23 protein-coding genes are annotated in these 25,047 nt (G+C 43.5%); 1 reads left to right on the plus strand and 22 read right to left on the minus strand.

Annotated elements, in window-relative coordinates; genetic code table 11:
- Positions 1–21: 21 nt before the first annotated feature.
- The 13 genes from ACI3K6_RS08130 to ACI3K6_RS08190 all read right to left on the minus strand — a co-directional run bounded on the left by ACI3K6_RS08130 (position 22) and on the right by ACI3K6_RS08190 (position 12,482).
- Positions 22–468: a GNAT family N-acetyltransferase gene (locus tag ACI3K6_RS08130; protein ID WP_335476723.1), complete on the minus strand. Its 447-nt coding sequence runs from the start codon at positions 466–468 to the stop codon at positions 22–24.
- Positions 469–589: 121 nt separating this feature from the next.
- Positions 590–1,516: a stage II sporulation protein R gene (gene spoIIR, locus ACI3K6_RS08135; protein WP_435554416.1), complete on the minus strand. Its 927-nt coding sequence runs from the start codon at positions 1,514–1,516 to the stop codon at positions 590–592.
- A gap of 395 nt (positions 1,517–1,911) precedes the next feature.
- The gene (prmC, locus tag ACI3K6_RS08140; protein ID WP_435554417.1) at positions 1,912–2,781 is read right to left on the minus strand and encodes a peptide chain release factor N(5)-glutamine methyltransferase; all 870 of its coding nucleotides are present in this window, start codon (positions 2,779–2,781) and stop codon (positions 1,912–1,914) included.
- Positions 2,774–3,847 (minus strand): peptide chain release factor 1, encoded by a 1,074-nt coding sequence (gene prfA, locus ACI3K6_RS08145; RefSeq protein ID WP_335476720.1) that lies wholly within the window; start codon positions 3,845–3,847, stop codon positions 2,774–2,776. The genes prmC and prfA overlap by 8 nt, the downstream gene beginning before the upstream one ends.
- 177 nt (positions 3,848–4,024) lie before the next feature.
- Positions 4,025–4,531, minus strand: coding sequence for a hypothetical protein (locus ACI3K6_RS08150; protein WP_435554418.1), 507 nt, complete (start codon positions 4,529–4,531; stop codon positions 4,025–4,027).
- A gap of 227 nt (positions 4,532–4,758) precedes the next feature.
- Complete coding sequence (locus tag ACI3K6_RS08155) at positions 4,759–5,370, minus strand: thymidine kinase (protein WP_335476743.1); 612 nt, start codon at positions 5,368–5,370, stop codon at positions 4,759–4,761.
- A 177-nt stretch (positions 5,371–5,547) separates the two neighbouring features.
- Entirely contained in the window at positions 5,548–5,754 is a 207-nt protein-coding gene (gene rpmE / locus ACI3K6_RS08160; RefSeq protein WP_335476718.1) for a 50S ribosomal protein L31, read from the minus strand.
- Between the two features lie 350 nt (positions 5,755–6,104).
- Positions 6,105–7,367 (minus strand): transcription termination factor Rho, encoded by a 1,263-nt coding sequence (gene rho / locus ACI3K6_RS08165; RefSeq protein WP_435554419.1) that lies wholly within the window; start codon positions 7,365–7,367, stop codon positions 6,105–6,107.
- 294 nt (positions 7,368–7,661) lie between these two features.
- Positions 7,662–8,621 carry a class II fructose-bisphosphatase gene (gene glpX, locus ACI3K6_RS08170; RefSeq protein ID WP_335476716.1) on the minus strand — a complete coding sequence of 320 codons (960 nt, stop codon included), beginning with the start codon at positions 8,619–8,621 and terminating at the stop codon, positions 7,662–7,664.
- 46 nt (positions 8,622–8,667) lie between these two features.
- A complete protein-coding gene (locus tag ACI3K6_RS08175; RefSeq protein WP_335476715.1) occupies positions 8,668–9,954 on the minus strand; it encodes a UDP-N-acetylglucosamine 1-carboxyvinyltransferase in 1,287 nt (428 codons plus the stop codon).
- 250 nt (positions 9,955–10,204) lie between these two features.
- Positions 10,205–10,855 carry a fructose-6-phosphate aldolase gene (gene fsa / locus ACI3K6_RS08180; protein WP_335476714.1) on the minus strand — a complete coding sequence of 217 codons (651 nt, stop codon included), beginning with the start codon at positions 10,853–10,855 and terminating at the stop codon, positions 10,205–10,207.
- 118 nt (positions 10,856–10,973) lie between these two features.
- The gene (locus ACI3K6_RS08185) at positions 10,974–11,831 is read right to left on the minus strand and encodes a class II fructose-bisphosphate aldolase (RefSeq protein ID WP_335476713.1); all 858 of its coding nucleotides are present in this window, start codon (positions 11,829–11,831) and stop codon (positions 10,974–10,976) included.
- Positions 11,832–12,110: 279 nt separating this feature from the next.
- Positions 12,111–12,482, minus strand: a complete 372-nt coding sequence (locus ACI3K6_RS08190; RefSeq protein WP_335476712.1) for a response regulator — start codon at positions 12,480–12,482, stop codon at positions 12,111–12,113.
- A gap of 180 nt (positions 12,483–12,662) precedes the next feature.
- Here ACI3K6_RS08190 and ACI3K6_RS08195 point away from each other — a divergent pair, with 180 nt between their 5' ends.
- Complete coding sequence (locus ACI3K6_RS08195) at positions 12,663–13,187, plus strand: DUF2529 domain-containing protein (RefSeq protein WP_435554420.1); 525 nt, start codon at positions 12,663–12,665, stop codon at positions 13,185–13,187.
- Between the two features lie 221 nt (positions 13,188–13,408).
- Here ACI3K6_RS08195 and ACI3K6_RS08200 read toward each other — a convergent pair whose 3' ends face one another.
- From ACI3K6_RS08200 to ACI3K6_RS08240, 9 genes are all read right to left on the minus strand, one after another.
- Positions 13,409–15,004 (minus strand): CTP synthase, encoded by a 1,596-nt coding sequence (locus tag ACI3K6_RS08200; protein WP_435554421.1) that lies wholly within the window; start codon positions 15,002–15,004, stop codon positions 13,409–13,411.
- A gap of 244 nt (positions 15,005–15,248) precedes the next feature.
- Positions 15,249–15,809: a DNA-directed RNA polymerase subunit delta gene (gene rpoE / locus ACI3K6_RS08205; RefSeq protein ID WP_435554422.1), complete on the minus strand. Its 561-nt coding sequence runs from the start codon at positions 15,807–15,809 to the stop codon at positions 15,249–15,251.
- A gap of 137 nt (positions 15,810–15,946) precedes the next feature.
- Positions 15,947–16,108, minus strand: coding sequence for a hypothetical protein (locus ACI3K6_RS08210; protein WP_335476708.1), 162 nt, complete (start codon positions 16,106–16,108; stop codon positions 15,947–15,949).
- Positions 16,109–16,237: 129 nt separating this feature from the next.
- Entirely contained in the window at positions 16,238–19,486 is a 3,249-nt protein-coding gene (icmF, locus tag ACI3K6_RS08215) for a fused isobutyryl-CoA mutase/GTPase IcmF (protein WP_435554423.1), read from the minus strand.
- A gap of 38 nt (positions 19,487–19,524) precedes the next feature.
- Positions 19,525–20,151, minus strand: coding sequence for a TetR/AcrR family transcriptional regulator (locus ACI3K6_RS08220; protein WP_435554424.1), 627 nt, complete (start codon positions 20,149–20,151; stop codon positions 19,525–19,527).
- Positions 20,152–20,168: 17 nt separating this feature from the next.
- Positions 20,169–21,308, minus strand: coding sequence for an acyl-CoA dehydrogenase (locus ACI3K6_RS08225; protein WP_435554425.1), 1,140 nt, complete (start codon positions 21,306–21,308; stop codon positions 20,169–20,171).
- 443 nt (positions 21,309–21,751) lie between these two features.
- Positions 21,752–22,882 (minus strand): acyl-CoA dehydrogenase, encoded by a 1,131-nt coding sequence (locus tag ACI3K6_RS08230; protein WP_435554558.1) that lies wholly within the window; start codon positions 22,880–22,882, stop codon positions 21,752–21,754.
- 87 nt (positions 22,883–22,969) lie between these two features.
- The gene (locus ACI3K6_RS08235; protein WP_435554426.1) at positions 22,970–23,821 is read right to left on the minus strand and encodes a 3-hydroxybutyryl-CoA dehydrogenase; all 852 of its coding nucleotides are present in this window, start codon (positions 23,819–23,821) and stop codon (positions 22,970–22,972) included.
- A gap of 34 nt (positions 23,822–23,855) precedes the next feature.
- Positions 23,856–25,040 (minus strand): acetyl-CoA C-acetyltransferase, encoded by a 1,185-nt coding sequence (locus ACI3K6_RS08240; RefSeq protein WP_435554427.1) that lies wholly within the window; start codon positions 25,038–25,040, stop codon positions 23,856–23,858.
- Positions 25,041–25,047 lie beyond the last annotated feature (7 nt).

A 25,047-nucleotide genomic window follows, 5' to 3' on the forward strand; every position in this document is an offset into this window, starting at 1 on the left:
TTCGGGGGTATATCCACAAAGTCAAAGGGTGAATTTGAAAAATAACGAGTTATCCACATTAAAAACGTGTCGAATATGATTTGATAACAATAACTCCTCCGGAAGTGACTCCCGTCTAATCTGTTGAAAGCCCATCAACTCGAAAAACGCCACTGCCATTGGTTTATTAGTGGCTAAAAATAGACTCTCCATCCCCCGTTCTTTTGCCAGTTGAACCATTTGATCAAACAGGACGAGGATCTCCTTCTCAGCCCATCCAGAAGATACGACTAACGAACGAAGCAGCCCAACTCTCTCAAACACTTCCATCCCTAAGGAACCAACAAGCTCCCCTTTCCCATTTTCTAATAGTAGAAATGATCCAATTGTATCCTCTGAAAGCCCATCTGTTCCGAGCTTTGCTTTTAATAAAAAATCTCTTAACCGATTGAGGTCCTCTTTTGTTCCTTTACGAATCAACGCCTGCATCGCATCCACCTCTTTTTTTAGTTCTACTCTATGAGTATGAAAAGGTAGGTAAAATAGAACCGGCAAATCTAGTATTTTTAGAAAAATAAAAGAGGCCGACCCCTTAAATGGGTCTAAGCCTTTAGTCGAACATCTTCTCCCACATTTCCACAACGAAGAATTTCACCTTTACTGGCTGCTCATCTTCTGATGTATAGACCGGAGCAGCTGATTCTTTTGCCGTTGTTTGGTCTAGTTTCTCGGTTTTATCGTTGTTCTTTTGGATATCCGTGATTTTTTCATTCGGAGTCTTATTAGAGGGTTCTTTTTTAGAAATCGGCTCTTTTTTGGTCTCTTGTTTCACTGGTGTTTCTTTTTGCACTACTGTTGATTCTTTTTGTACTTCAGGGGCTGTCTTTTCTTCTTTCTGCAGCGGTTCTTCCCGTTCTTGGTCCTGCTTCACTGGTTCTTTATCCTGTGCCACTTCGTCCTGCTGTTCAGTTACGACCTCTGCAGGTTCAGATTGCGCAGCAGCCACTTGCTTTTCATCAAATCCTTTACTTACGGCTACTCCGTTTGAAAAATCGAGAAAGCAGAGCGGTGGGTAGAGAACGCACCACCAATTGGCCCCTTCTCCTTTACCCAGGGTGATAAGAATTGCCTGATACTTACCTGCTGGGTACAAGTACTGACCGTACAATTTTGTTGGAAACTGCACTTTGCCGAATTCTACTTTAACGGACTGATCAGACCCTTGTTCAAGGACCACCTTTTCTGCGATGGATTGTATCTCAGGAAGTTTAGTATTAATCACCTTTCGTGCTTGATCCATAGAGGTCAAATCCTGCACCCATAAGGTGATTTGCGCATTAACCGCATCTCGCACTTTTCGTTTAATCGCTTGGTCCTTTTCAAAATCACTATTAGCCAGAATCCGCAGGCGAATCGCCTCACCCGGTATAACAATCGATTCCTTTGAAGCCGCCTCTGTTTTCGGCATATATAAATTTAAAATCGTTGCAAACGATAGAATTGATAGATACGCCCATACCACCAACTTGTTTCTCATCTCTCAGCACCGTCCCTTCACTATCATCATTGTGGACAGAATGCCAGAATCTTAAACTATTAAAAATTAGTATTTTTTAAAAGATTTGGGTTGGGGCATTTTTTTGCAATAATCCATCCTCTTTTTCGGATTTTCCCGCCGATTTTTAGAAATAATCCCGCTAACTTGGGTTTGCGGCATTTAGGCCTTCCTTTTATCTCGATACTGGTGTGGTTTATGAGAGATTAGGCTGGATTCCGCGGGCTTTCGCCTGAATCCCGCGAGTTTTAGTTATAATCCCGCCAGTTTTTTAGATAATCCAACCACTTATCCGGTTATTTCCGCCAGTTTCTGCAATAATCCCGCGAGCAGGCTCCCTCGGCTTTTTATTTTTAAAAATAAAAAGGCTCCGAGGACTACTCCCCAAAGCCGATCTCTGCAAACACCATTCGGTCTTTGCCATTTATGTCATTGACTATTTCTACTTTGCTGTTGGTAAATGTGTTTCGTAATAGCTGAGCAACCACTTCACCCTGCCCTGCACCAATCTCAAAACAAACCAGGGCTTGTGATGCCAGCACCTTCGGCAGTTCCACCATAAAGCGACGATAAAAATCTAGCCCATCTTTGCCCGCGAACAACGCACTGTGTGGCTCATGCTCCGTCACAACCTCCGACATCTCCGCTTGATCCCCCACCGGAATATACGGCGGATTTGACATGACTATATCCAGTTTCTCTGCTTCACCGAAGAATGGACCAAGTAAATCCCCTTGGCGAAGGTCCACATCCGCTCCCAACCTTTGCGCATTCTCCCGAGCCACCATTAAAGCCTCTGGCGAAATATCGGTGCCTGTCACCTTCAATAAAGGTTCTTCTAGTTTCATGGTAATAGCGATGGCTCCGCTGCCGGTGCCAATGTCGGCAAGTTTGAGTTTGTCTTTATGCGCGAAAAGACGCTTGATCCGTTTCAGTGCGCCGTACACGAGTTCTTCCGTTTCAGGCCTTGGAATAAGGACGGAAGGATTGACGCGAAAAGTGCGACCGTAAAAATCTTCTGTACCGATGATATATTGGACGGGGACACCCTGGGCATGCTGATGGACCGCTTGCTCAAAGGATTCCCACACTTCCGGCGATAACTCCTCCCGAACATTGGCAAACAACTGCGACCGTGACATTCCGGTGAAATGGCGAAGTAGCAGTTCTCCTGCATTTTCGTCGCGGTCGGCTGTTGTTAAAAAAGAAGAAGCCCATTTCAGAGCTTCGAATACTTTTTTACTCATTTGTGGCATTTTCCAATCTTTTTGCTTGGTCATCAAGAATTAATGCATCAATGATTTCGTCAAGCTTGCCTTCAATAATGGTATCCAGCTTTTGGATCGTTAAGCCAATACGGTGGTCAGTTACCCGATTTTGCGGATAGTTATACGTACGGATCCGCTCAGAACGGTCACCAGTTCCGACCGCTGATTTTCGAACTTGGTCATACTCAGCCTGGGCTTCCTGCTGGAATTTATCATAAATTCGGGCACGTAAGATTTTCATTGCTTTGTCCTTGTTTTTATGCTGAGAACGCTCATCCTGACTTGTCGCCACAATTCCAGTCGGGATATGAGTTAAACGGACGGCTGACATGGTCGTGTTAACGCTCTGTCCGCCAGCACCGCTTGATGCAAATGCATCAAAACGGATATCCTTATCATTAATCTCGATATCAAATTCTTCCACTTCCGGCAAGCAAGCAACTGTTGCTGTGGAGGTATGAATCCGGCCGCCTGATTCGGTTTCCGGCACACGTTGTACCCGGTGTGCACCATTTTCATATTTTAATTTGGAATAGGCGCCCGTACCGGTGATCATAAAAATAATCTCTTTGAAACCACCAAGACCAGTTTCATTGGCATCGATCACTTCTGTTTTCCAACCTTGAGATTCCGCATAGCGACTGTACATCCGATATAGGGTTCCAGCAAATAAAGCTGCTTCTTCACCGCCAGCAGCACCGCGAATTTCAAAAATAACGTTCTTATCATCGTTTGGATCTTTTGGAATTAGGAGAATTCGTAAGCGCTCTTGTAAATCTTGCATTTGTACTTCGAGCTCATTAACCTCTTCCTTTACCATTTCACGCATTTCCGGATCCAGTTTGTCCTCCAACATTGCCTTTGCATCCTGAAGCTGTTCGCGCACATCCTTATATTCACGATAGGTCTGAACAGTTCCTTGAAGATCTGCTTGTTCTTTTGAATATTCGCGAAGCTTTTTTGAATCATTTATAATTTCCGGATCACTCAACAGCTCATTTAGCCGTTCGAATCGATCCTCTACTGATTGAAGACGATCAAACACTTTTATTCACCTCTAATTTTTTTGCATTCCTTCTATTTAAAATCTGTTTTATAACAAATGAACGGTCATTTTTGTCCATAACATTCTAATTATAGTATAGTTAAAAACTGCAGTCAAAAACAAATTCTATTAAGAAATATTTATGGCAAAAAAACATGCCCTGAGTCTCAGAGCATGTTATCTTCTGTCTTCCTGCACTTTCACTTCTATATTGTAGCGCGGTAACGCTTGAATTAATTTTCTATGCAAGCGAGCTTCTGCTGCGTCTCTTTCTTTGTGGGATAGCATTCCTTTTTTATGCACGGTCACCCACATCCGATCACCATTGATCCACACACGATCTGTCGTGAATTCATTCGTTGCTGCGATAACCTGCTTTGCTTGATTGATATCATTTCCCTGATTTCCGGCACCAGCCTCACTGCCGCTGCCAGTACCGTTTAAGTCTAGAAAGTTAGGATTTTGATTGGTAATATCATCTTCTACCAAGTGCTGTTGGTTCTTATCACGATTGGCCACATTCTCAGGGCTGTAACGATTTTGATCACCCCGTTTTGACATGAAATTTGGAGAGCTACGGTCTTTCCTCAAATCGTAAGCAGTGTGATCCGCACTTTTTTCATTCGAACAACCTGCCGCCAACATCAAAAGCATGAACACCGAGAGAATCATCGATTTTTTCATCGTTTTTCACCTCCATTAGTATCATGCCCCTTGAGTGGAAGCAAACGAGCAAGTGAAATCTTTCCAAAGCGGATGAACCATATTAGATTCCGTTTGAATTGGGCCATATTTAAAAAAACCCTTCTAGCTGAGACTGTCATTCCAACACATTTTCAACTAAATTTCCTATTTACTTTTTCCTAAATAAAAAAACTGCCTGAGATTACTTTTCTCAGACAGTTTTTGGATTATACGCTCTCTTCCATAACAACACGCTGGGTAGTTGTTTTTGGCACTTCATGATGGTGGCGGCAGCGTGGCTCATAAGCTTCCGATGCTCCAACAAGGATAACTGGGTCATGGTAAGATGCCGGGTGGCCGTCAATTAGACGCTGGGTTCTTGATGCAGGTGAACCACAGACTGTGCAGACTGCCTGCAACTTTGTCACCGTTTCGGCGATCGCCATCAGGGCAGGCATTTGCCCGAATGGTTCGCCGCGGAAGTCCTGATCCAGACCAGCTACAATGACGCGGTGCCCGCTGTCGGCTAATTGCTGTACGACTCTGACGATGCCTTCATCAAAAAATTGCACTTCGTCAATGGCGACGATGTCAATGTCCGCTTCCACATGGTGCAAAATTTCTATTGAATGTGAAATGGGCTTCGCAGAAAAAGAAGAACCATTATGGGATACGACCGATTTCTCGCTATAGCGATTATCAATTTTTGGTTTAAAAACAGCTATTTTTTGTTTGGCAAATTGGGCACGCCGCACTCGACGTATTAATTCCTCCGATTTTCCAGAAAACATACTGCCGCAAATAACCTCTACCCATCCGCTTTGTTTCATTACATACATGAACGGTGTCTCCTTCCTCTTCCAAAGCCAATACAATAATCTATTTTAAGTATCGTTACAGCCTTTGCGTGGGCAAAGGACTTGGTTATGTTAGATTTTCCTTTTAGGAAATAAAATATTTTCACAATAAAAAACAGGCAAGTAAAATTTCTCTTGCCTGTTTTTTTGAGCAAATAATTACTGTTGCTTAAGGCCGTATTTTTTGTTGAAACGGTCAACACGTCCGCCAGCTTCAGCGAATTTTTGACGTCCAGTGTAGAACGGATGGCACTCAGAGCAAGTTTCAACGCGAATTTCGTTTTTCACTGATCCGCTTTCGAAAGTGTTGCCGCATGCGCAAGTCACCGTTACTGTTTTATAATTTGGATGAATTCCTGCTTTCATTCTTTTCATCTCCTTCCGCCCTGAATCATTCGAAACAGAGTTATAAAAATGTGCTTGTCTTTAAACAGGCACTAACTTACATAGTAAAAACACACTGACCCCATTATAACAAGGTGACCCTACTTTTGCAAGATGGGATTTTTAGGGTTTTGGTTATTTTTTTGGGAAGTCCATTGAACTTGATTGTTGATTTCCGTTCCAGGCACTTCGCTTTCCGCGGGCTTGCCGGGGAGCCTCCTTGGCGCCTTAAGCGCCTGCTGGGTCTCCCCTGCCCCGTACTCCCGTAGGAGTCTACGTGCCTTCCACTCCAATCAACAGCAGGTTTCTACATAGTCTTTTAAAAATATAACTTACCGACGGGTTTTCAGTTCTTCACCTATTTGATCAAAAAATTCCTGATTTGATTTGGTTTGTTTTAATTTTTTCAGGAAGCGTTCAGCAAATTCTGGTGAGTCGGACATGGATTTTCGGATTGCCCATAATTTGTCCAGGTGATCCTTTGGTATAAGCAATTCTTCCTTACGGGTACCAGAACGGCGAATGTCAAGGGCTGGAAAGATACGACGCTCAGCAAGAGAACGATCCAGATGCAATTCCATGTTACCGGTCCCTTTAAATTCTTCATAAATGACGTCATCCATACGAGAGCCAGTGTCAACAAGTGCTGTAGCTAAAATAGTCAAGCTGCCGCCTTCTTCAATATTACGCGCTGCCCCAAAGAAACGTTTCGGACGATGGAATGCTGCTGGGTCAATACCTCCGGAAAGAGTACGTCCACTTGGCGGGATAACTAGGTTGTAGGCCCGGGCAAGACGGGTAATACTATCCATTAGGATGACGACATCGCGTTTATGTTCAACTAAGCGCATCGCCCGGTCAAGGACAAGTTCCGCAACTTTAATGTGGTTTTCCGGTACCTCATCAAAGGTTGAGCTGACAACGTCACCAGCAACAGAACGTTCAATGTCGGTTACCTCTTCCGGACGTTCATCGATTAACAGCACAATCAGTTCCACATCAGGATGGTTGGTTGTGATGCTGTTGGCAATTTCTTTTAATAACATCGTTTTACCGGCTTTTGGCGGTGCTACGATTAGACCCCGTTGTCCAAAACCGACTGGAGCTACTACATCCATAATCCTTGTGGAGAGATGATTTGGAGTGGTTTCGAGCTTCATCATTCTATCTGGATAGAGAGGTGTTAAAGCTGGGAAGTATACACGTTCTTTCGCTGATTCCGGGTCTTCTCCATTAACTGCTTCTACGTGCAATAGTCCGAAATAGCGCTCATTTTCCTTTGGAGGACGAACCTTTCCGGATACTTTGTCTCCATTGCGGAGGTCAAATCGACGGATCTGTGACGCTGAAATATAAATGTCCTCTGAGCTTGGTGAGTAGTTAATTGGACGAAGGAAGCCAAAGCCTTCGGATTGGATAATTTCCAATACGCCTTCCATGAAAAAATAACCCTGCTGTTCGGCACGAGATTTTAAGATCGCAAAAATTAATTCCTTTTTTGTTAGTTTGCTGTAATAGGTCACTTTAAATTCGCGGGCAAGCTCATAAAGTTCCTTCAGCTTCATATTTTCTAAAATTGATATTGTTAAATCCATTTGTACACCACTCTTTAAAATTTTTTCAAATCCGCAAAAAGTCCACTAACCGGAATTGAATAAAGAATCATTTTTGAGGAAAAGAAATAGAAGTTGAGCAGAATTGAATAGAATAGCAGAAAATTAATATAACAAAAACAATTTCTATTTTACCCTCTGAGCAAAAATTTAATCAATAATATTTTTCTTATCAATTCTTGGAATATTTTCCGGGAGGAGATTTAGGGAGTTTATTTATTTAAACAAGGTGCCAAGCTACCATAGGTTCTTGACACCTTTATCATCTATATTCCTCTATAATACTAGGTTAGGTTTTTTATTTAGGCTGTGTCTACCGTCAATAAAGCGGACAGTGCCTGATTTTGCACGCATAACAATAGAATGTGTGTGTGCAAATCCGCCTCTGAATTGGACGCCTTTTAGAAGTTCGCCGTCTGTAACGCCTGTTGCGGCAAAAATGGCATCGTCACCCTTTACAAGGTCTTCCATTCGCAGAATGCGGTTAAGATCTAGTCCCATTGCTTTACAACGCTCTACTTCAGCGTCATTTTGTGGCAATAGTTTTCCGATGAGTTCTCCGCCAAGGCATTTTAGGGCAACTGCGGATAGCACACCCTCAGGGGCACCGCCTGATCCGAATAAAATATCGACACCAGTGTCTTCGAAAGCTGTGTTGATAGCACCTGCAACGTCTCCATCGTTAATCAGCTTAATTCTTGCTCCAGCATCACGCAACTGAGCAATGATATGCTCATGACGAGGACGATTCAGTACAGTTGCCACAACATCTTGAATATCTTTATTTTTCGCTCTTGCAACCGCTTTAAGGTTGTCCAAAACCGATGCATTAATATCCACTTGTCCAACAGATTCTGGACCTACCGCGATTTTCTCCATATACATATCCGGTGCATGAAGCAAATTGCCATGGTCAGCAACGGCAAGTACCGCTAAGGCATTCCAGCCGCCTGATGCCAAGATATTCGTTCCTTCGAGTGGATCGACCGCAACGTCTACACGAGGGCCATAACCGGTTCCCAATTTTTCACCGATATACAGCATTGGTGCTTCATCCATTTCCCCTTCCCCAATGACAACGGTTCCTTTCATTGGGACAGTATCAAACACATCACGCATCGCCGTTGTTGCTGCACCATCAGCTTCATCTTTTTTCCCGCGTCCCATCCACCGAGCAGCTGCCTGAGCAGCACCTTCTGTCACACGAACAAGTTCCATCGTTAAACTGCGTTCCATTACCTTTCCCTCTCCCCTTCTATAAAAAACTAACAAAAATACAACATTATGTGTTTTTTAATTGTTCAACCTCTTCATTGGTCAAGGTTTCGCGCCAAACAGTCGCGCCAAGACCATTTAATTTTTCTACGAGGTTACTATAGCCACGGTCAATATGTTCAAGACCGGTAACTTCCGTAATTCCTTCTGCCATAAGGCCGGCAATAAACAATGCCGCTCCTGCTCTTAGGTCGCTTGCTTTAACCTTTGCTCCCTGAAGCTGGATCGGTCCGTTAATAATGGCGGAACGGCCTTCCACTTTAATGTTAGCGTTCATTCTTCTTAGTTCATCAATATGTTTAAAGCGTGCTCCGTATATCGTATCCGTTACAACACTTGAGCCAGTTGCTTTTGTTAAAAGAGTAGTAAATGGCTGTTGAAGATCGGTTGGAAATCCAGGATAAACTAAAGTTTTAATATCGACAGACTTTAATTTTTCCGCTCCGCTGACAAAAATCTGGTCATCGCCTGATTCCACTCGGACACCCATTTCCCTAAGTTTCGCAATTAAAGATTCCAAGTGCTGGGGAATAACGTTATCAATTAATACGCCTTCACCCATTGCAGCTCCCAAGATCAGGTATGTACCTGCTTCAATCCGATCGGGAATAATGGTATGGCGGCAACCGTGCAAAGTCTCCACCCCATCAATCCTGATAACATCTGTACCGGCCCCTTTTATTTTTGCCCCCATGTTTGTTAACAGGGTGGCCACATCAATAATTTCCGGTTCTTTCGCCGCATTTTCAATAATGGTCCGACCCTTGGCCCTAACGGCTGCTAACATAATATTAATGGTAGCTCCCACACTGACTACATCAAGGTAAATCCGGGCGCCGCGCAGCTCGTCCGCACGTAAATAAATGGCTCCTTGCTCGTTGGTAATTTGCGCCCCAAGAGCTTCAAACCCTTTAATATGCTGATCAATTGGTCTTGGACCTAAATGACAACCTCCCGGAAGGCCGATGACTGCCTTTTTAAAACGGCCAAGCATAGCCCCCATTAAATAATAGGAAGCACGGAGTTTTTTCACCTTTCCGTTCGGAAGAGGCATGGAAATCATCGCAGAAGGGTCAACGGTCATTTCATCTTCTGAAATTTCCACCTTTCCGCCGATTTCCTCAAGCAAGTCTTTTAATATTTCTACATCGGAAATATCAGGAAGACCTTCAATTGTAACGGGTGATTCTGCTAAAATGGTGGCTGGAATAAGGGCAACGGCGCTATTTTTGGCGCCGCTGATCCGAACTGTTCCTTTTAAAGGATATCCGCCCGCAATTTTAAGTTTTTCCATTTTCGACTCCCTTCTAAGCCCGTTTGCATTTTCGTGAATGGATTACTAGATTAGGTCTGTACTTTTCCAAACTTAAACACCGGTCAAAAACCAAATTGTCAAAAAAGTTAATCTAAGAGGCTTAAGGTATATTTTTCCAATATCAAAAGTCATGTTCCGACAGTTTGTCTAACTTATAGTTTACACGAAAATTCTATTTTCATGTATGGTAATTAAAAAAATTTACACGAAAATGGAAAAACTGCGGACATTATGCTTCTGTACGGGAATTCCAGTCTTTAAGGAACGCTTCAATTCCTTTATCCGTTAACGGATGTTGGCATAATCCCATTAACACTTTATATGGAATCGTTGCAATATGGGCACCTCTTAATGCTGCCTCTGTTACATGCAGCGGGTGACGGATCGATGCAGCGATAATTTCTGTTGGAATATCATGAATGGCGAAAATCTCTGAGATGGTGGAAATAAGATCCAAACCGTTTTGACCGATATCATCGAGTCTGCCAAGGAATGGGGAAACATAGGTGGCACCTGCTCTTGCCGCAAGTAATGCTTGGTTGGCGTTAAAAATTAACGTTACATTTGTTTTGATCCCCTCTTTTGAAAAAGCATGAACTGCTTTTAAGCCATCAGGAGTCATTGGAACTTTTACTGTAATGTTAGGAGCAATGGCTGCTAACTCTTTTCCTTCTTTAATCATTCCTTCTGCGTCAAGGGCGATCACTTCAGCACTGACTGAACCTGGAACAAGACTAGTGATTTCGCGTAAACGGTCATGAAAAGAAACACCTTTTTCTTTTGCTACAAGAGTTGGGTTTGTGGTTACACCTGCTAACAATCCTAGTTCATGGGCTTCACGGATTTCATCAAGGTTAGCTGTATCGATAAAAAATTTCATGAAAAATTCCCTCCAGTTTTTCGACTAAATTTTCAATTAACTATGTACACACTTAAACCGCCCTGATAAGAGGGCGGTTTAATTTTATCACACTTGTAAAAAATAGCAAAAATTTGATTTAAGCTTTGCCTGAAGAACCGAATTCACGAATTTTGCCAATAACAGTTTCTTTGATGGCATCGCGAGCTGGTCCTAGGTATTTACGTGGATCATATTCATCTGGTTTTGCAGCTAACACTTCACGAACCGTTTTTGCAGAAGCAATTTGGTTTTCTGTGTTAACGTTAATTTTCGCTGTACCAAGAGAGATGGATTTTTGGATATCCTTTGTTGGGATACCAGTACCACCGTGAAGAACTAAAGGAACACCAGTAAGGTCTCTGATTTCTTCCATTTCTTTAAATCCTAGGTTTGGCTCGCCTTTGTAAGGACCGTGCACGGAACCTAGAGCTGGAGCAAGACAGTCAATGCCTGTGCGTTTCACTAGCTCAACACATTCGTTAGCATCAGCATATTTAATGCCCTCTGCGATAACATCGTCTTCTTGTCCTCCGACAGTTCCAAGCTCAGCTTCAACAGAAACTCCTTTTGCATGAGCATATTCTACTACCTTAGAAGTAGTAGCAATGTTTTCTTCAAAAGGATGGTGAGAAGCATCGATCATTACAGAAGTAAATCCTGCATCAATGGCTTCTTTACATTTATCAAAGCTAGAACCGTGGTCAAGGTGAATAGCCACAGGAACAGTTACGTTTAAATCTTCCATTAAGCCCTCAACCATTTTTACAATAGTTTTGAAGCCGGACATATAACGTGCGGCACCTTCAGAAACCCCAAGGATTACTGGAGATTTTTCCGCTTCAGCGGCTTGAAGAATGGCTTGAGTGAATTCAAGGTTGTTTAAGTTAAATTGCCCAACAGCATAGCCTTCTGCTTTTGCTTTTTTGAGCATTTCTGTCATGGAAACTAAAGGCATTTTTATTCCTCCTTAAATGTTGGTTGCAGTCTTTTCGAAATGGGATATTCATTTACATGATTTCCCTAATAATTCTCCAATATGTATCATTTCGAAAAGAGGCAGCCATTAAAAAGTTCATATGTATCATATCAAAAGAAAACCAGAATTGCTAACATTCTTGAACAGTTTTAAAAAATGTCATAATGAAAGCGTAGCCATTTGTCAATCTTTTTTTGAAAAGAGCCAAATTAAAAAAGCAGCAGAAAGATTCTGCCCTTTTCTAAATTTCCCCTGCTTTTAGTTTGCCTTTTGCGGAATATTTACTCGAACGGCTTCACGAATATCATCAATATCAAATGGTTTGGCAAAGTGAGTAAGCGCACCAAGGTCTTTCGCCTCTTGAATCATATCTAACTCACCGTATGCAGTCATGATGATAACCCGAATGTCTGGGTCAATGACTTTCATTCTTTTTAAGATTTCAATTCCATCCATTCCCGGAATCTTCATATCGAGAAGTACAAGGTCGGGGGCGTGCTTGTTCACAATGTCTAGTGCCTGAACTCCGTTGGCAGCCTGAAACGTTGTATACCCTTCTTTGTGAAACACTTCATTCAACAAAATTCGAATGCCAAACTGATCGTCAACGATTAATATTTTCCCTTTCATACTTCCACCTCTTCCCAGCAACATAGATATTCCGATATATACAACTGTTATATTTCTACTTTGGCAGAGGAAACTCCTCCCTTTATTTTAGCTCAATTATGCTAAATTTGTGGAAAATAATAATAATTTTTGTTCTCAACTAAAAAGGACTATAATATTAGGGCAAAAAGGAGGAAGACTATGTTAAAAATGTTTACGACCCAATTGGCTGGTTTATTTAAAAGAATAGAAGAAAAAGAGGAATTTTCATTTGAGGATGGAGCTCGTTTGCTGGCACAAGGACCTGTTGGTGATGGGAAAATTTACCTCTTATGTGTTGGAGAAATGAAGGCGGTGGAGTTTGAAGCATTTGAGGGGTCTGAGCCGTTTAAATGGGCTAAACGATTAGAGGATGTTTCGGAAGTTACTGTGGCAGATCGTGTGTTACTATTTTCCCGTTATGCTTCCGATAAGAATGCTGTTGCAATCGCGGAGCAGCTACACGAGCGTAACATTCCTTTTGTAGCAGTTTCGACTGCACTAGAGGAAGAAGAAACTGGGGTGGATCATTTGGCGGATGTTCATATTAATCTGCAGTTGAAAAAGGGGCTTCTTCCAGATGAGATGGGTAATCGTTTCGGGTACCCGGCCTCTATGGCAGGACTGTTTGCCTATTATGGGTTGAAATTTACGATTGAAGAGATTCTAGCGGAGTATGAGGAATAGATGCGGGGAAGACGGCCTTTTTGAAGAAAGGTCGTTTTTTATGGGCATTTTTAGGGGGCAACGATTTGGTGTTTTTGGTTTTGAGACGATCACTATCGGTATTCTCTCCTCCGTTTCCGCACCTACCCGCCATTGAGATCCCCTTTACCGCACTATTATTTTTTTCTTAGATATAAAAAAACCAGCCCCCCACGTTGGAGAACTGGTTCACACACTACGTTTTATTTTTGAATGGTCGCCTTCACAAAATCGCGGAATAGCGGTTGTGGGCGGGTTGGTCTTGAGACGAATTCTGGGTGGAACTGGGATGCTACGAACCAAGGGTGATCTTTTAGCTCGATGACTTCCACCAAACGACCGTCCGGGCTGGTGCCGGAGAAAACAAATCCTGCATCTTCCATCTCTTGACGGTAATAGTTATTAAATTCATAGCGGTGACGGTGACGTTCGTAAACGACTCCTTCTTCATACGCTTCAAATGCTTTTGTTCCTTCGATGACACGGCATGGATATAATCCTAATCTTAAAGTACCGCCAAGATCCTCAACATCTTTCTGCTCTGGAAGCAAATCAATAATCGGATGCTTTGTTTCAGGAACAAATTCAGCAGAATGTGCATCAGCATAACCAAGTACATTGCGGGCAAATTCGATGGTTGCCAGCTGCATGCCCAAACAAATTCCCAAGAATGGCTTCTTCTGTTCGCGCGCATAGCGGATTGCTTCGATTTTTCCTTCGATTCCACGGTCGCCGAATCCACCTGGAACAAGCACCCCATCCACGTCATCCAACAGTTCAGCGACATTTTCACGGGTTACATGTTCTGCATTGATCCATTTTACTTCTACATCTGTATCGAATGTATAACCAGCGTGTTTTAAAGCTTCCACTACAGAAATGTAAGCATCTTGAAGCTCTACGTATTTACCTACTAAGCCGATTCGAGTTTTTTTAGAAAGATTTAAGACGCGATCAACGAGGGCCTTCCATTCGGTCATTTCTGCTTCCCCAGTTGCCAATTTCAGATGATCACAAACGATTTGGTCCATGTTTTGTTCTTGAAGGGCAAGTGGAACAGAATATAAAGTATCCGCATCACGGCATTCAATAACTGCTTTTTCATCGATATCGCAGAATAAGGCAATTTTATCTTTCATATCCTGTGATATTGGCATTTCCGTACGGACTACAATGATATTTGGCTGTATTCCAAGGCTGCGCAGTTCTTTTACACTGTGCTGAGTTGGCTTTGTTTTCATTTCCCCAGCCGCTTTAATATAAGGAACCAAGGTACAATGAATGTACATCACGTTGTCACGGCCAATATCACTTTTAATTTGGCGAATTGCCTCTAAGAATGGCAGGGACTCGATGTCACCGACGGTTCCGCCAATTTCTGTAATGACTACATCAGCATTGGTTTCCTTGCCAGAGCGGAAGACGCGGTCCTTAATTTCATTCGTAATATGCGGTATAACCTGTACCGTACCGCCCAAATAATCACCGCGGCGCTCTTTGCGCAATACGGTAGAATAGATTTTTCCTGTTGTCACGTTACTTAGTTTACTTAGATTAATATCAATAAACCGTTCATAGTGACCTAAGTCCAAGTCTGTTTCAGCACCATCATCTGTTACAAACACTTCACCGTGCTGGTAAGGGCTCATTGTCCCTGGATCGACGTTGATGTACGGGTCAAATTTTTGAATGGTTACATTCAACCCACGATTTTTCAACAGTCTTCCCAACGATGCAGCCGTAATCCCTTTCCCAAGTGATGAAACCACACCACCGGTTACAAAAATATACTTTGTCATTCTTATTCCCCCTTAATTTACAGTTTGTGCATTATTCGGATTGGTTAAAGGAGTTTTTTGAAAAATAAATTTTCGCTCCGTCCTAAAAACGAAAAAACCCCATGGAACCTGAGGTTTTTTACAATAAAAAACGCTCCACCTACATTTGTAAGGGAGCGTTTAATAGCAATAATGATATCGTTCCTTTTTTAAGGAGCCCAAAAAAGATAATACAAGCCAAGGCTAAAAAAGTCAAGCCTCATACTTAGATGTCTTCTTCCTCTTCTTCCAGCTCTTCTTCATCAAGGTCTTCTTCTAGCTCATCTTCTTCATCTAGATCGAATTCCTCATCCTCTTCAATTGTTTCGTCATCAAATTCGTCGACTTCCTCAAGTTCATCATCGAAGACTTCTTCATCATCTAGAAGATCATCCTCTTCTTCAAACTCGTCAAGTTCATCGTATTCTTCTTCATCAATTTCATCAAAATCCTCAAGCTCTTCTTCGTCGACAACCTTTTTATGCTTTTTCTTCTTCGGTTTGGCGGCAGTGACGACTTCTTCCTCAACTGTATCGACCGGATACCAAACACGCAGTCCCCAACGATTCTCCCCTAAAGCAAGGAAACGGCCATCGATATTTAAGTCTGTATAAAATTGTGCCAAACGGGAACGTATTTCCTGTTCAGACATATCAGCAGCCGACGAGATTTCCTGAACCAATTCATGGAAGGAAATGGGCTGTTTGCTGTTCTTCATAAATTCATAAGCTAGTTCGATGAGGGATAACTCTTGTAACTCCTCTTTTGAGTATTTGGCTAAACTCAATATCGGCACTTCCTTTCTCTATTTAACACTCTATTACGAGTGAATACGGACATCCTCTAAAAATGCATATTCTTCATTATAAACAAAATCTTCCCGTTTATGCTAGTTATTGCTGATGATTTGCTGTTTTTTTCCTATTACTTATCGTGTTCCTTAAACTTTTTAATTTCTTTATATGTAATGACGCCAAAAAAAATGGCCAGCAATAGGAATGAAACTGCCCCTAATTGAAGTTGATATAGATAATATAATGGCCAGGCAAAAATGCTTAGAACCAAGATAATATAACTTACTTTCATGAAGCGGCACCTGCCCATAACTCATGATGTGAACACGCTATTTTGATTATAGCGGATATATGATCATTTTGGAAAAATTTTTTCACAAAAATACAATGGCCCCCAACTGGAGTACCATTGTATCAGATTTTACATATTTCTGCGATATTGGCCACCGACTTCATAAAGAGCCTTTGTAATTTGTCCGAGGCTAGCCACTTTAACTGTTTCCATTAATTCTGCAAAAATATTGCCTCCGTTCACCGCGGTTTCCTTCAGACGCTTTAATCCTTCAGCAGATTGAGAAGCATGCGTTTCCTGGAAGGCGCGTAAATTGTGAATTTGCAATTCCTTCTCTTCTGTTGTTGCTCTAGCTATTTCCATATTATTAATGTCCTCTTCTGATGGAGGATTTGGGTTCAAGTACGTATTCACACCGATAATTGGCAACTCACCCGTATGTTTCAACATTTCATAATGCATGGATTCATCCTGAATTTTTCCGCGCTGGTATTGCGTTTCCATCGCACCAAGAACACCACCGCGATCGTTTAATCGCTCAAATTCTTGGAGAACCGCTTCTTCGACAAGATCGGTTAATTCTTCTACAACGAATGAGCCCTGCAGCGGATTCTCATTCTTCGTTAACCCGTGTTCTTTCGTAATAATCATCTGAATCGCCATCGCCCGTCGCACGGATTCCTCAGTTGGTGTTGTAATCGCCTCATCATAGGCATTGGTATGCAGCGAATTACAGTTGTCATGAAGCGCCATTAACGCTTGCAGTGTGGTCCGGATATCATTAAAATCAATTTCTTGCGCATGCAGAGAACGTCCGGATGTCTGTACATGATATTTCAGCTTTTGGCTGCGCTCATTTGCCCCATATTTCTCCCTCATGACTGTTGCCCAAATTCGGCGGGCTACCCGCCCAATAACTGTATATTCTGGATCCAATCCATTTGAGAAAAAGAATGATAGATTCGGAGCAAAATCATCAATGTTCATACCGCGGCTCAAATAATACTCCACATACGTAAAGCCATTGGACAAGGTAAACGCCAGCTGGGAAATCGGGTTCGCTCCTGCTTCGGCAATGTGGTACCCCGAAATGGAAACAGAATAGTAATTGCGTACCTGATGGTCAATGAAATATTGCTGAATGTCCCCCATCATTCGTAAAGCAAACTCGGTGGAAAAAATACAAGTATTTTGGCCTTGATCTTCTTTTAGAATATCGGCTTGGACCGTGCCGCGAACGGTTTTTAACGTATATGCTTTAACCGAGGAAAACTCCTCCAGCGTCAGCATGCGGCCAAGCTCAGCTTCTTTATTCTGTACCTGCTGATCAATAGCCGTGTTCATAAACATCGCCAATATGATTGGTGCCGGACCGTTAATTGTCATTGAAACAGATGTGGAAGGATGGCATAAGTCAAAGCCGTCATACAACTTTTTCATATCATCGAGTGTACAAACACTGACACCGCTCTCTCCGACTTTACCATAAATGTCCGGACGGTAATCCGGGTCTTCCCCGTATAATGTAACGGAGTCAAAGGCGGTACTTAATCGTTTTGCGGAATCATCCTTTGATAAGTAATGGAAACGGCGGTTGGTTCGCTCGGGTGTACCTTCTCCCGCAAATTGCCGCTTTGGATCTTCACCCTCCCGTTTAAATGGGAACACTCCTGCTGTATACGGGAAGGACCCCGGAACATTCTCCCGGTATACCCAGCGGATAATTTCTCCGTAATCCTTATATTTTGGCAGGGCCACTTTGGGAATAGCCAGTCCGGATAGACTCTTCGTTTTTAGGACCGTAATGATTTCTTTATCTCGAATTCTGGTAACTAATTGGTCACCCTCATAGGCCTTTTTAGTGTCTTCCCATGTATCCAGAATTTTTTTCGATTCCTGGGTCAACTTCACTTCTGTCTCTTGTTTTACTACCTCTAAGGCAGCAACAACTTCAGCTTGATTTTTAACAGCTGCGATGGCCCCCTCAAGCTGGAATAGTTTTCGAGCCAAATGGGCCTGCTCCTCGGCTTTTTTATGGTAGTTACGAACGGCTTCGGAAATTTCCCTTAAGTAATAGCGGCGATCCGTTGGGATAATAACATTTTGCTTTTCAACCTTGGCCTTTTTGCTAAAAGATGTGACCCAATTAATCTCAGCTTTTTCATTAATTTTTTCAATTAAGGCGGCAAATAATGCATTGGTGCCGGCGTCGTTAAATTGGCTGGCAATTGTACCGAATACCGGCATTTCCGAATAATCTTTTTCAAAAAGCATATGGCTCCGCTGATATTGTTTCTGTACCTGCCTCAGTGCGTCTTCTGACCCTTTGCGTTCAAATTTATTGATGACAATCAGGTCGGCAAAATCAATCATATCGATTTTTTCAAGCTGAGATGGCGCACCAAATTCACTGGTCATGACATACATAGCAGCATCGCAAATCTCAGTAATGCCGGCATCACCTTGGCCAATTCCACTTGTTTCGACGATAACCAGATCAAATCCCGCTGCTTTCACAACAGCCACTGCATCCGTAATCGCAAGAGATAATTCCGTTTTTGAATGCCTAGTCGCCAGGCTGCGCATGTATACATTCGGCGAAAAAATCGCATTCATGCGAATTCGGTCACCTAGGAGCGCGCCACCCGTTTTCTGTTTGGTCGGATCGACTGAAAGAATGGCCACTTTTTTATCAGGAAACTCGTTGATAAAACGACGAATTAACTCATCCGTAAGCGAGCTTTTTCCAGCACCGCCCGTACCGGTTATCCCTACGACGGGCACTTCTTTTTCCAGTGATTTTACTTTTTCCATTGCTACCTCAGCCGCAGCGGCTGCTTCTTTATTTTGGTCAACATGCATCTCCGCTAACGTGATCAGCTTTGCAACTGCATTGACATCACCAGAAGGGAGTTTTTCAATTTGTTCGGCCGCATCTTCGCTAATGGTAGAAAAATCACATTCCTCAATCATAGCATCAATCATCCCTTGAAGACCTAGCTGCCTGCCGTCCTCTGGAGAAAAGATTCTAGCAATCCCGTATTCATGAAGCTCATTTATTTCCTTGGGAATGATTACTCCACCGCCTCCACCGTAGATGCGGATATGAGGGGCGCCTTTTTCTTTTAATAGGTCATGCATATATTTAAAATATTCAACATGTCCGCCTTGATAAGAAGAGATTGCGATTCCTTGGGCATCCTCTTGAATGGCGGCATTAACGACTTCCTCAACGGAGCGGTTATGGCCAAGGTGGATCACCTCAACCCCGCTCGCTTGGAGGATCCGCCGCATGATATTAATCGAAGCGTCGTGGCCGTCAAATAAACTGGATGCGGTGACAAAACGGATATGATGCTTCGGCTGATACTTTTTCATCCTTCTCCCCCTAATTTTTGTAATATGTTTCCCTATTCCTAGTTCTTTACCCCTAAACCGTTCATGATAAATTTCGTTTGAAGGTCGATGTATTCGTCAAGGGTAAATAATTTTTGCAGAGCCCAACGGCGAAATCCCCACATTTGTCCTTGAACATAAATATCATGGGCGATCAATTCGACCTGCCTTTGTGTTAAATCCAGCTCGCCATTCTCAATGCATTTTTGCAGCAGATTTTCAAACATGGCCACCATATCAAATTCTTTTTTTAAGACATATGGAAGAGCATCTTTTGATAAGGATTTAACCTCTTGATACATGACCAGTACCTCCGCCTGCAATTCATCCATGACGCGAAAGTAATTGGCAATACCGACACGCAGACTCTCCAAGGTCCCCTTCTCCTGGTCGAGTACCTGCTGCAGCCGATCACGGACATGGTCGTAAATACTGTCACAAACTAAATACAGAACATCTTCCTTCGTACGGATATATTCGTACAACGTGCCAATGCTAAATCCCGCTGCCTTGGCAATTTCTCTCGTTGTTGTCCGATGAAACCCCTTTTGTTTAAACAGTGCAACAGCCCCTTTGATCATTTGGTCCCGCCTTTTTTGGACAAGACGTTCATCCTTGACCGAGGCTTGAACCTCCCTTTTACTCATCCCAATAACCGCCTATTTTATTTTGTCAGCATTCTCGAAATAACGAGACGTTGGATTTCTTGTGTTCCTTCGTAAATTTGCGTAATTTTGGCATCACGCATGAAGCGTTCAACCGGATAATCCTTTGTATATCCGTAGCCACCGAATACCTGAACGGCTTCTGTTGTTACTTTCATCGCCGTGTCACCCGCAAACAATTTAGACATTGCCGATTCTTTTCCGTATGGAAGGCCGTTTGATTCAAGCCATGCTGCCTGATAGGTTAATAGTCTGGATGCCTCAATGCTTGTCGCCATGTCCGCAAGTTTAAAACTAATTCCTTGGTTGGCGGCAATAGGCTTGCCGAATTGATGGCGTTCCCGTGCATAGTCAACCGCAGCGTCAAGTGCACCTTGGGCAATTCCGACAGCTTGCGCCGCAATGCCGTTACGGCCGCCATCCAGGGTCATCATAGCAATCTTAAAACCGTCACCCTCTTCACCCAGCCTATTTTCAAGCGGAACTTTACAATCTTCAAAAATAATTTCTGTTGTAGGTGACGAACGAATGCCCAGTTTCTTTTCTTTTTTACCAACAGAGAAGCCTGCGAAATCTTTTTCCACGATAAAGGCGGTGGTTCCCTTTTGTCTGCTGGACGGATCAGTGAGGGCAAACACAACATAAATGTCGGCCTCGCCGCCGTTGGTGATGAATATTTTTGAGCCGTTCAGGACGTAGTGATCGCCCTCAAAGCGTGCAGTTGTTCTCATGCCCCCAGCGTCTGAGCCGCTTCCGGGCTCGGTTAACCCGTATGCACCAATCTTGGATCCCTCTGCCATTGGACGCAGAAACTTTTGCTTTTGCTCTTCATTACCGAATTTGTAAATGGGCCAGCCTGCTAGGGATGTATGAGCAGATAGAGTGACCCCAATGGATGCATCCACACGGGATAACTCCTCAACGGCGATACAATAAGCAAGATAATCGCTACCGATTCCGCCATACTCCTCCGGCCACGGAATCCCCGTCAATCCAAGCTCTGCCATTTTGTTAAAAATTTCTCGATCAAAGCGCTCTTCCTCGTCGCGCTCCGCGGCTGTTGGCCCCACCTCATTTTTGGCAAAATCACGAACCATTTTACGAATCATTTCATGTTCTTCGGACAATTGGAAATGCATGTTATAAATCCCCTTTTTTGAAAAATTTAGCCGGTTTGGGCTTTGAAAATTGGTATTAGTATTTCTACATGAGAGAGAGGAAATCTACGTGATTTTCAGTTTATCAACGCGTTTCCCGTTTTTATCAACAGATTTTCCCGTTTATCTACGCGTTTTCAGTTTTTATCAACGGATTTTCCCGTTTATCAACGCGTTTCCCGTTTTTATCAACAGATTTTCCCGTTTATCTACGTGTTTCCCGTTTTTATCAACGGATTTTCCCGTTTATCTACGCGTTTTCAGTTTTTATCAACGGATTTTCCCGTTTATCTACGTGTTTCCCGTTTTTATCAACGGATTTTCCCGTTTATCTACGCGTTTCCCGTTTTTATCAACGGATTTTCCCATTTATCTACGCGTTTCCCGTTTTTATCAACGGATTTTCCCGTTTATCTACGTGTTTCCTAAAGATGCTTACTAATGACCATGCGCTGAATCTCGCTGGTCCCTTCATAGATCTCCGTTACCTTGGCATCGCGGAAGTATCGCTCGACCGGGTAATCCTCGGTATAACCATAGCCGCCAAATACTTGGATGGCTTCTGTTGCGACTTCTACGGCGGTTTTCGAGGCAAAGAGTTTGGCCATCGAGGCTTCCTGACTGCATTTTAAGCCGCGACTGCGAAGATCCGCGGCACGATAGACTAAAAGTTTTGCAGCTTCTACGCTGGTCGCCATGTCAGCAAGTTTGAAGGCGATTCCTTGCTGGGCGGCGATTGGCTTTCCAAATTGCTGGCGGTCTTTCGCATAGGCAGTGGCCGCTTCGAGTGCTGCCTCAGCAATGCCAAGTGCCTGAGCCGCGATACCTATACGGCCGACATCGAGGTTCGCCATTGCAATTTTGAAGCCTTCTCCTTCGTTCCCTAACAGATTCTCCACCGGCACCTGCATATCCTCAAAGGTCAGCTGGACAGTTCTAGAACCATGGAGTCCCATTTTTTTCTCATCTTTGCCAATGACCAGACCAGGTGTATTTTTTTCTACAATAAACGCCGAGACCCCTTTGCTGCCGGAATCAGGATTCGTTTTGGCAAAAACAACATAAATGTCTGCCTCGCCGCCATTTGTGATAAATACTTTCGAACCGTTGATCACGTAATGACTGCCGTCCCGGACTGCACGTGTCTTCAAGCTGCCTGCATCAGAACCTGCGCTGGGTTCTGTGAGGCAAAAGGCCCCCAAATATTCCCCGGAAGCCAGCTTCGGTACAAACTTTTGCTTTTGCTCCTCCGTTCCAAAATATAGAATCGGGTTGGTCCCCACCGATGTGTGAACGGATAGAATGACGCCCATGGTAGCGCTGACCCTTGAAAGCTCGTTTATAGCAATAATATAGGAGATGAAGTCCATCTCAGCACCGCCATATTGCTCTGGAACCGGGATGCCCATCAATCCAAGTTCGCCCATTTTTCGAAGAATTTCACGCGGAAACTCCCCATTTTCCATTTTTTCAATAAATGGGGCAATCTCGCCCATTGCAAAATCGCGCACCATTTTTCGCATCATTTCCTGCTCTTCTGTAAATGTGAGATTCATGTTGATCTCTCCTTTTGGAGAAAATAAAGTAGCAGTATCCATCCTCAGTGCCCCTTTCCCAAGGAAATCTATATTTTAATAAACAATTTACTCGTATGTGTAAAAGCCCCGTCCGGTCTTCTTACCAAGCCAGCCTGCTTTAACATATTTGCGAAGCAGCGGGCAAGGTCGGTATTTGTCGTCGCCGAAGCCTTCGTGCAGGGTTTCCATAATATACAGACATGTATCCAAACCGATAAAATCAGCCAGTGTCAATGGTCCCATTGGATGGTTCATTCCCAGCTTCATGACTTCGTCGATAGCTTCCTTCGTGGCAACCCCTTCGTATAGGGTGTAAATGGCTTCGTTAATCATTGGCATTAAAATACGATTCGAAACGAAACCTGGGAAGTCATTTACTTCAACAGGTACTTTGTTTAGGGTTTTTGTCATATCTTCAATGATCTGGTACACTTCATCCGCTGTTGCTAAGCCGCGGATAATTTCAACTAGTTTCATGACCGGAACAGGGTTCATGAAATGCATGCCAATGACTTTTTCCGGCCGCTTTGTGGCGGCAGCGATTTCAGTGATTGGCAGCGAGGAGGTGTTGCTTGCTAGGATCGCATGCTCCTGCGCAATTTCATCCAGTTGTGAGAAAATTTTTGCTTTGATTTCCATATTTTCAACAGCTGCTTCGATAATGAGGTCTACGGTGGCAGCATCGTTTAAGTCTGTTGAGGCAATAAGTCTGTTCAATACCTCTGCTTTTTGGTCATCTGTCATCCGGCCTTTATCCACATTTCGGGATAAATTTTTATTGATTACCCCTAAACCTCGTTCTACATATTCCGGTTTTAAGTCATTTAATAAAACGCTATACCCTGCTTGGGCACAAACCTGGGCAATCCCTGAACCCATCTGCCCTGCTCCAATTACCATCACTTTATTGACTTTCATGCTTTCCCCTCCACTTTGTATATCTATGAATCTATTAACCTCTAGGCACCTCAATCATAATCGCATCACCCTGGCCTCCGCCGCTGCAAATAGCAGCAATGCCGATTCCGCCGCCACGGCGCTTTAATTCATGCATTAATGTGATAATAATCCGGGCTCCGCTCGCACCGATTGGGTGACCCAAAGCCACTGCTCCCCCGTTTACATTAACTTTTTCCGGATCGAGGTCAGCGATTTGTCCGCTGGCTAATGCCACTGCCGCAAAGGCCTCGTTAATTTCAAGTAAGTCGATTTCCTCAAGTCTCTTGCCAGTTTTTCGTAAAATTTCATTAATGACAAGGCCAGGTGTTTGTGGAAAGTTTTTCGCCTCAACGGCAACTGCTGCCTGGCCGATAATTACTGCTTCCACTTTTCTGCCTTCGCGTAAAGCTCTTTCTTCGCTCATCAATACTAGGGCCCCGGCACCGTCATTGACCCCTGGGGCATTACCGGCTGTAATGGTACCGCCGCCAAAGGCCGGTCCGAGTTTTGCGAGTTTTTCTAAAGAGGTATCTTTCCTTGGAGCTTCATCATGTTCAACCATTGTTGCAGGCCCTTTGCGTTGTGGAACTTCGACCGGCACAATTTCTTCGGCAAATTTGCCGCTCTCAATGGCCGCAATCGCTCGTACATGGCTTCTAAGGGACCATTCGTCCTGTGCTTCACGGGTAAGGCCGAACTCTTCTGCTGTTGAGTTCCCATAGGTTCCCATATGAGCGCCTGTAAAGCTGCAGCTTAACCCGTCATGAATCATCATGTCCTTAACGGCTGCATCACCCATGCGTAGACCCCATCTTGCTTTCGGCATAAAATAGGGCGCGTTGCTCATTGATTCCATGCCACCTGCGACAATCACTTCTTCATCACCCAGTCGGATAAGCTGATCAGCAAGCGTTACACTTCGTAGTCCACTGGCACAAACCTTATTAATGGTCTCGGTCTTCACTTCCCATGGTAATCCGGCTTCTCGTGCTGCCTGACGTGACGGAATTTGGCCTTGCCCCCCTTGTAAAACAGTTCCAAAAATGACTTCTTGAACGTCTTCTGGGGTTACACCTGCCCGCTTCAGTGCTTCTTTAATCGCAAATCCCCCAAGTTGAGATGCCGTGAAGCTGCTTAATCCTCCACCAAACTTCCCAAAAGGTGTTCTAACCCCACTTAAAATAGCTGTTCTCCCCACAAAAAAT

This window comes from Neobacillus solisequens (assembly GCF_051233465.1).
GTDB lineage: Bacteria > Bacillota > Bacilli > Bacillales > Cytobacillaceae > Neobacillus.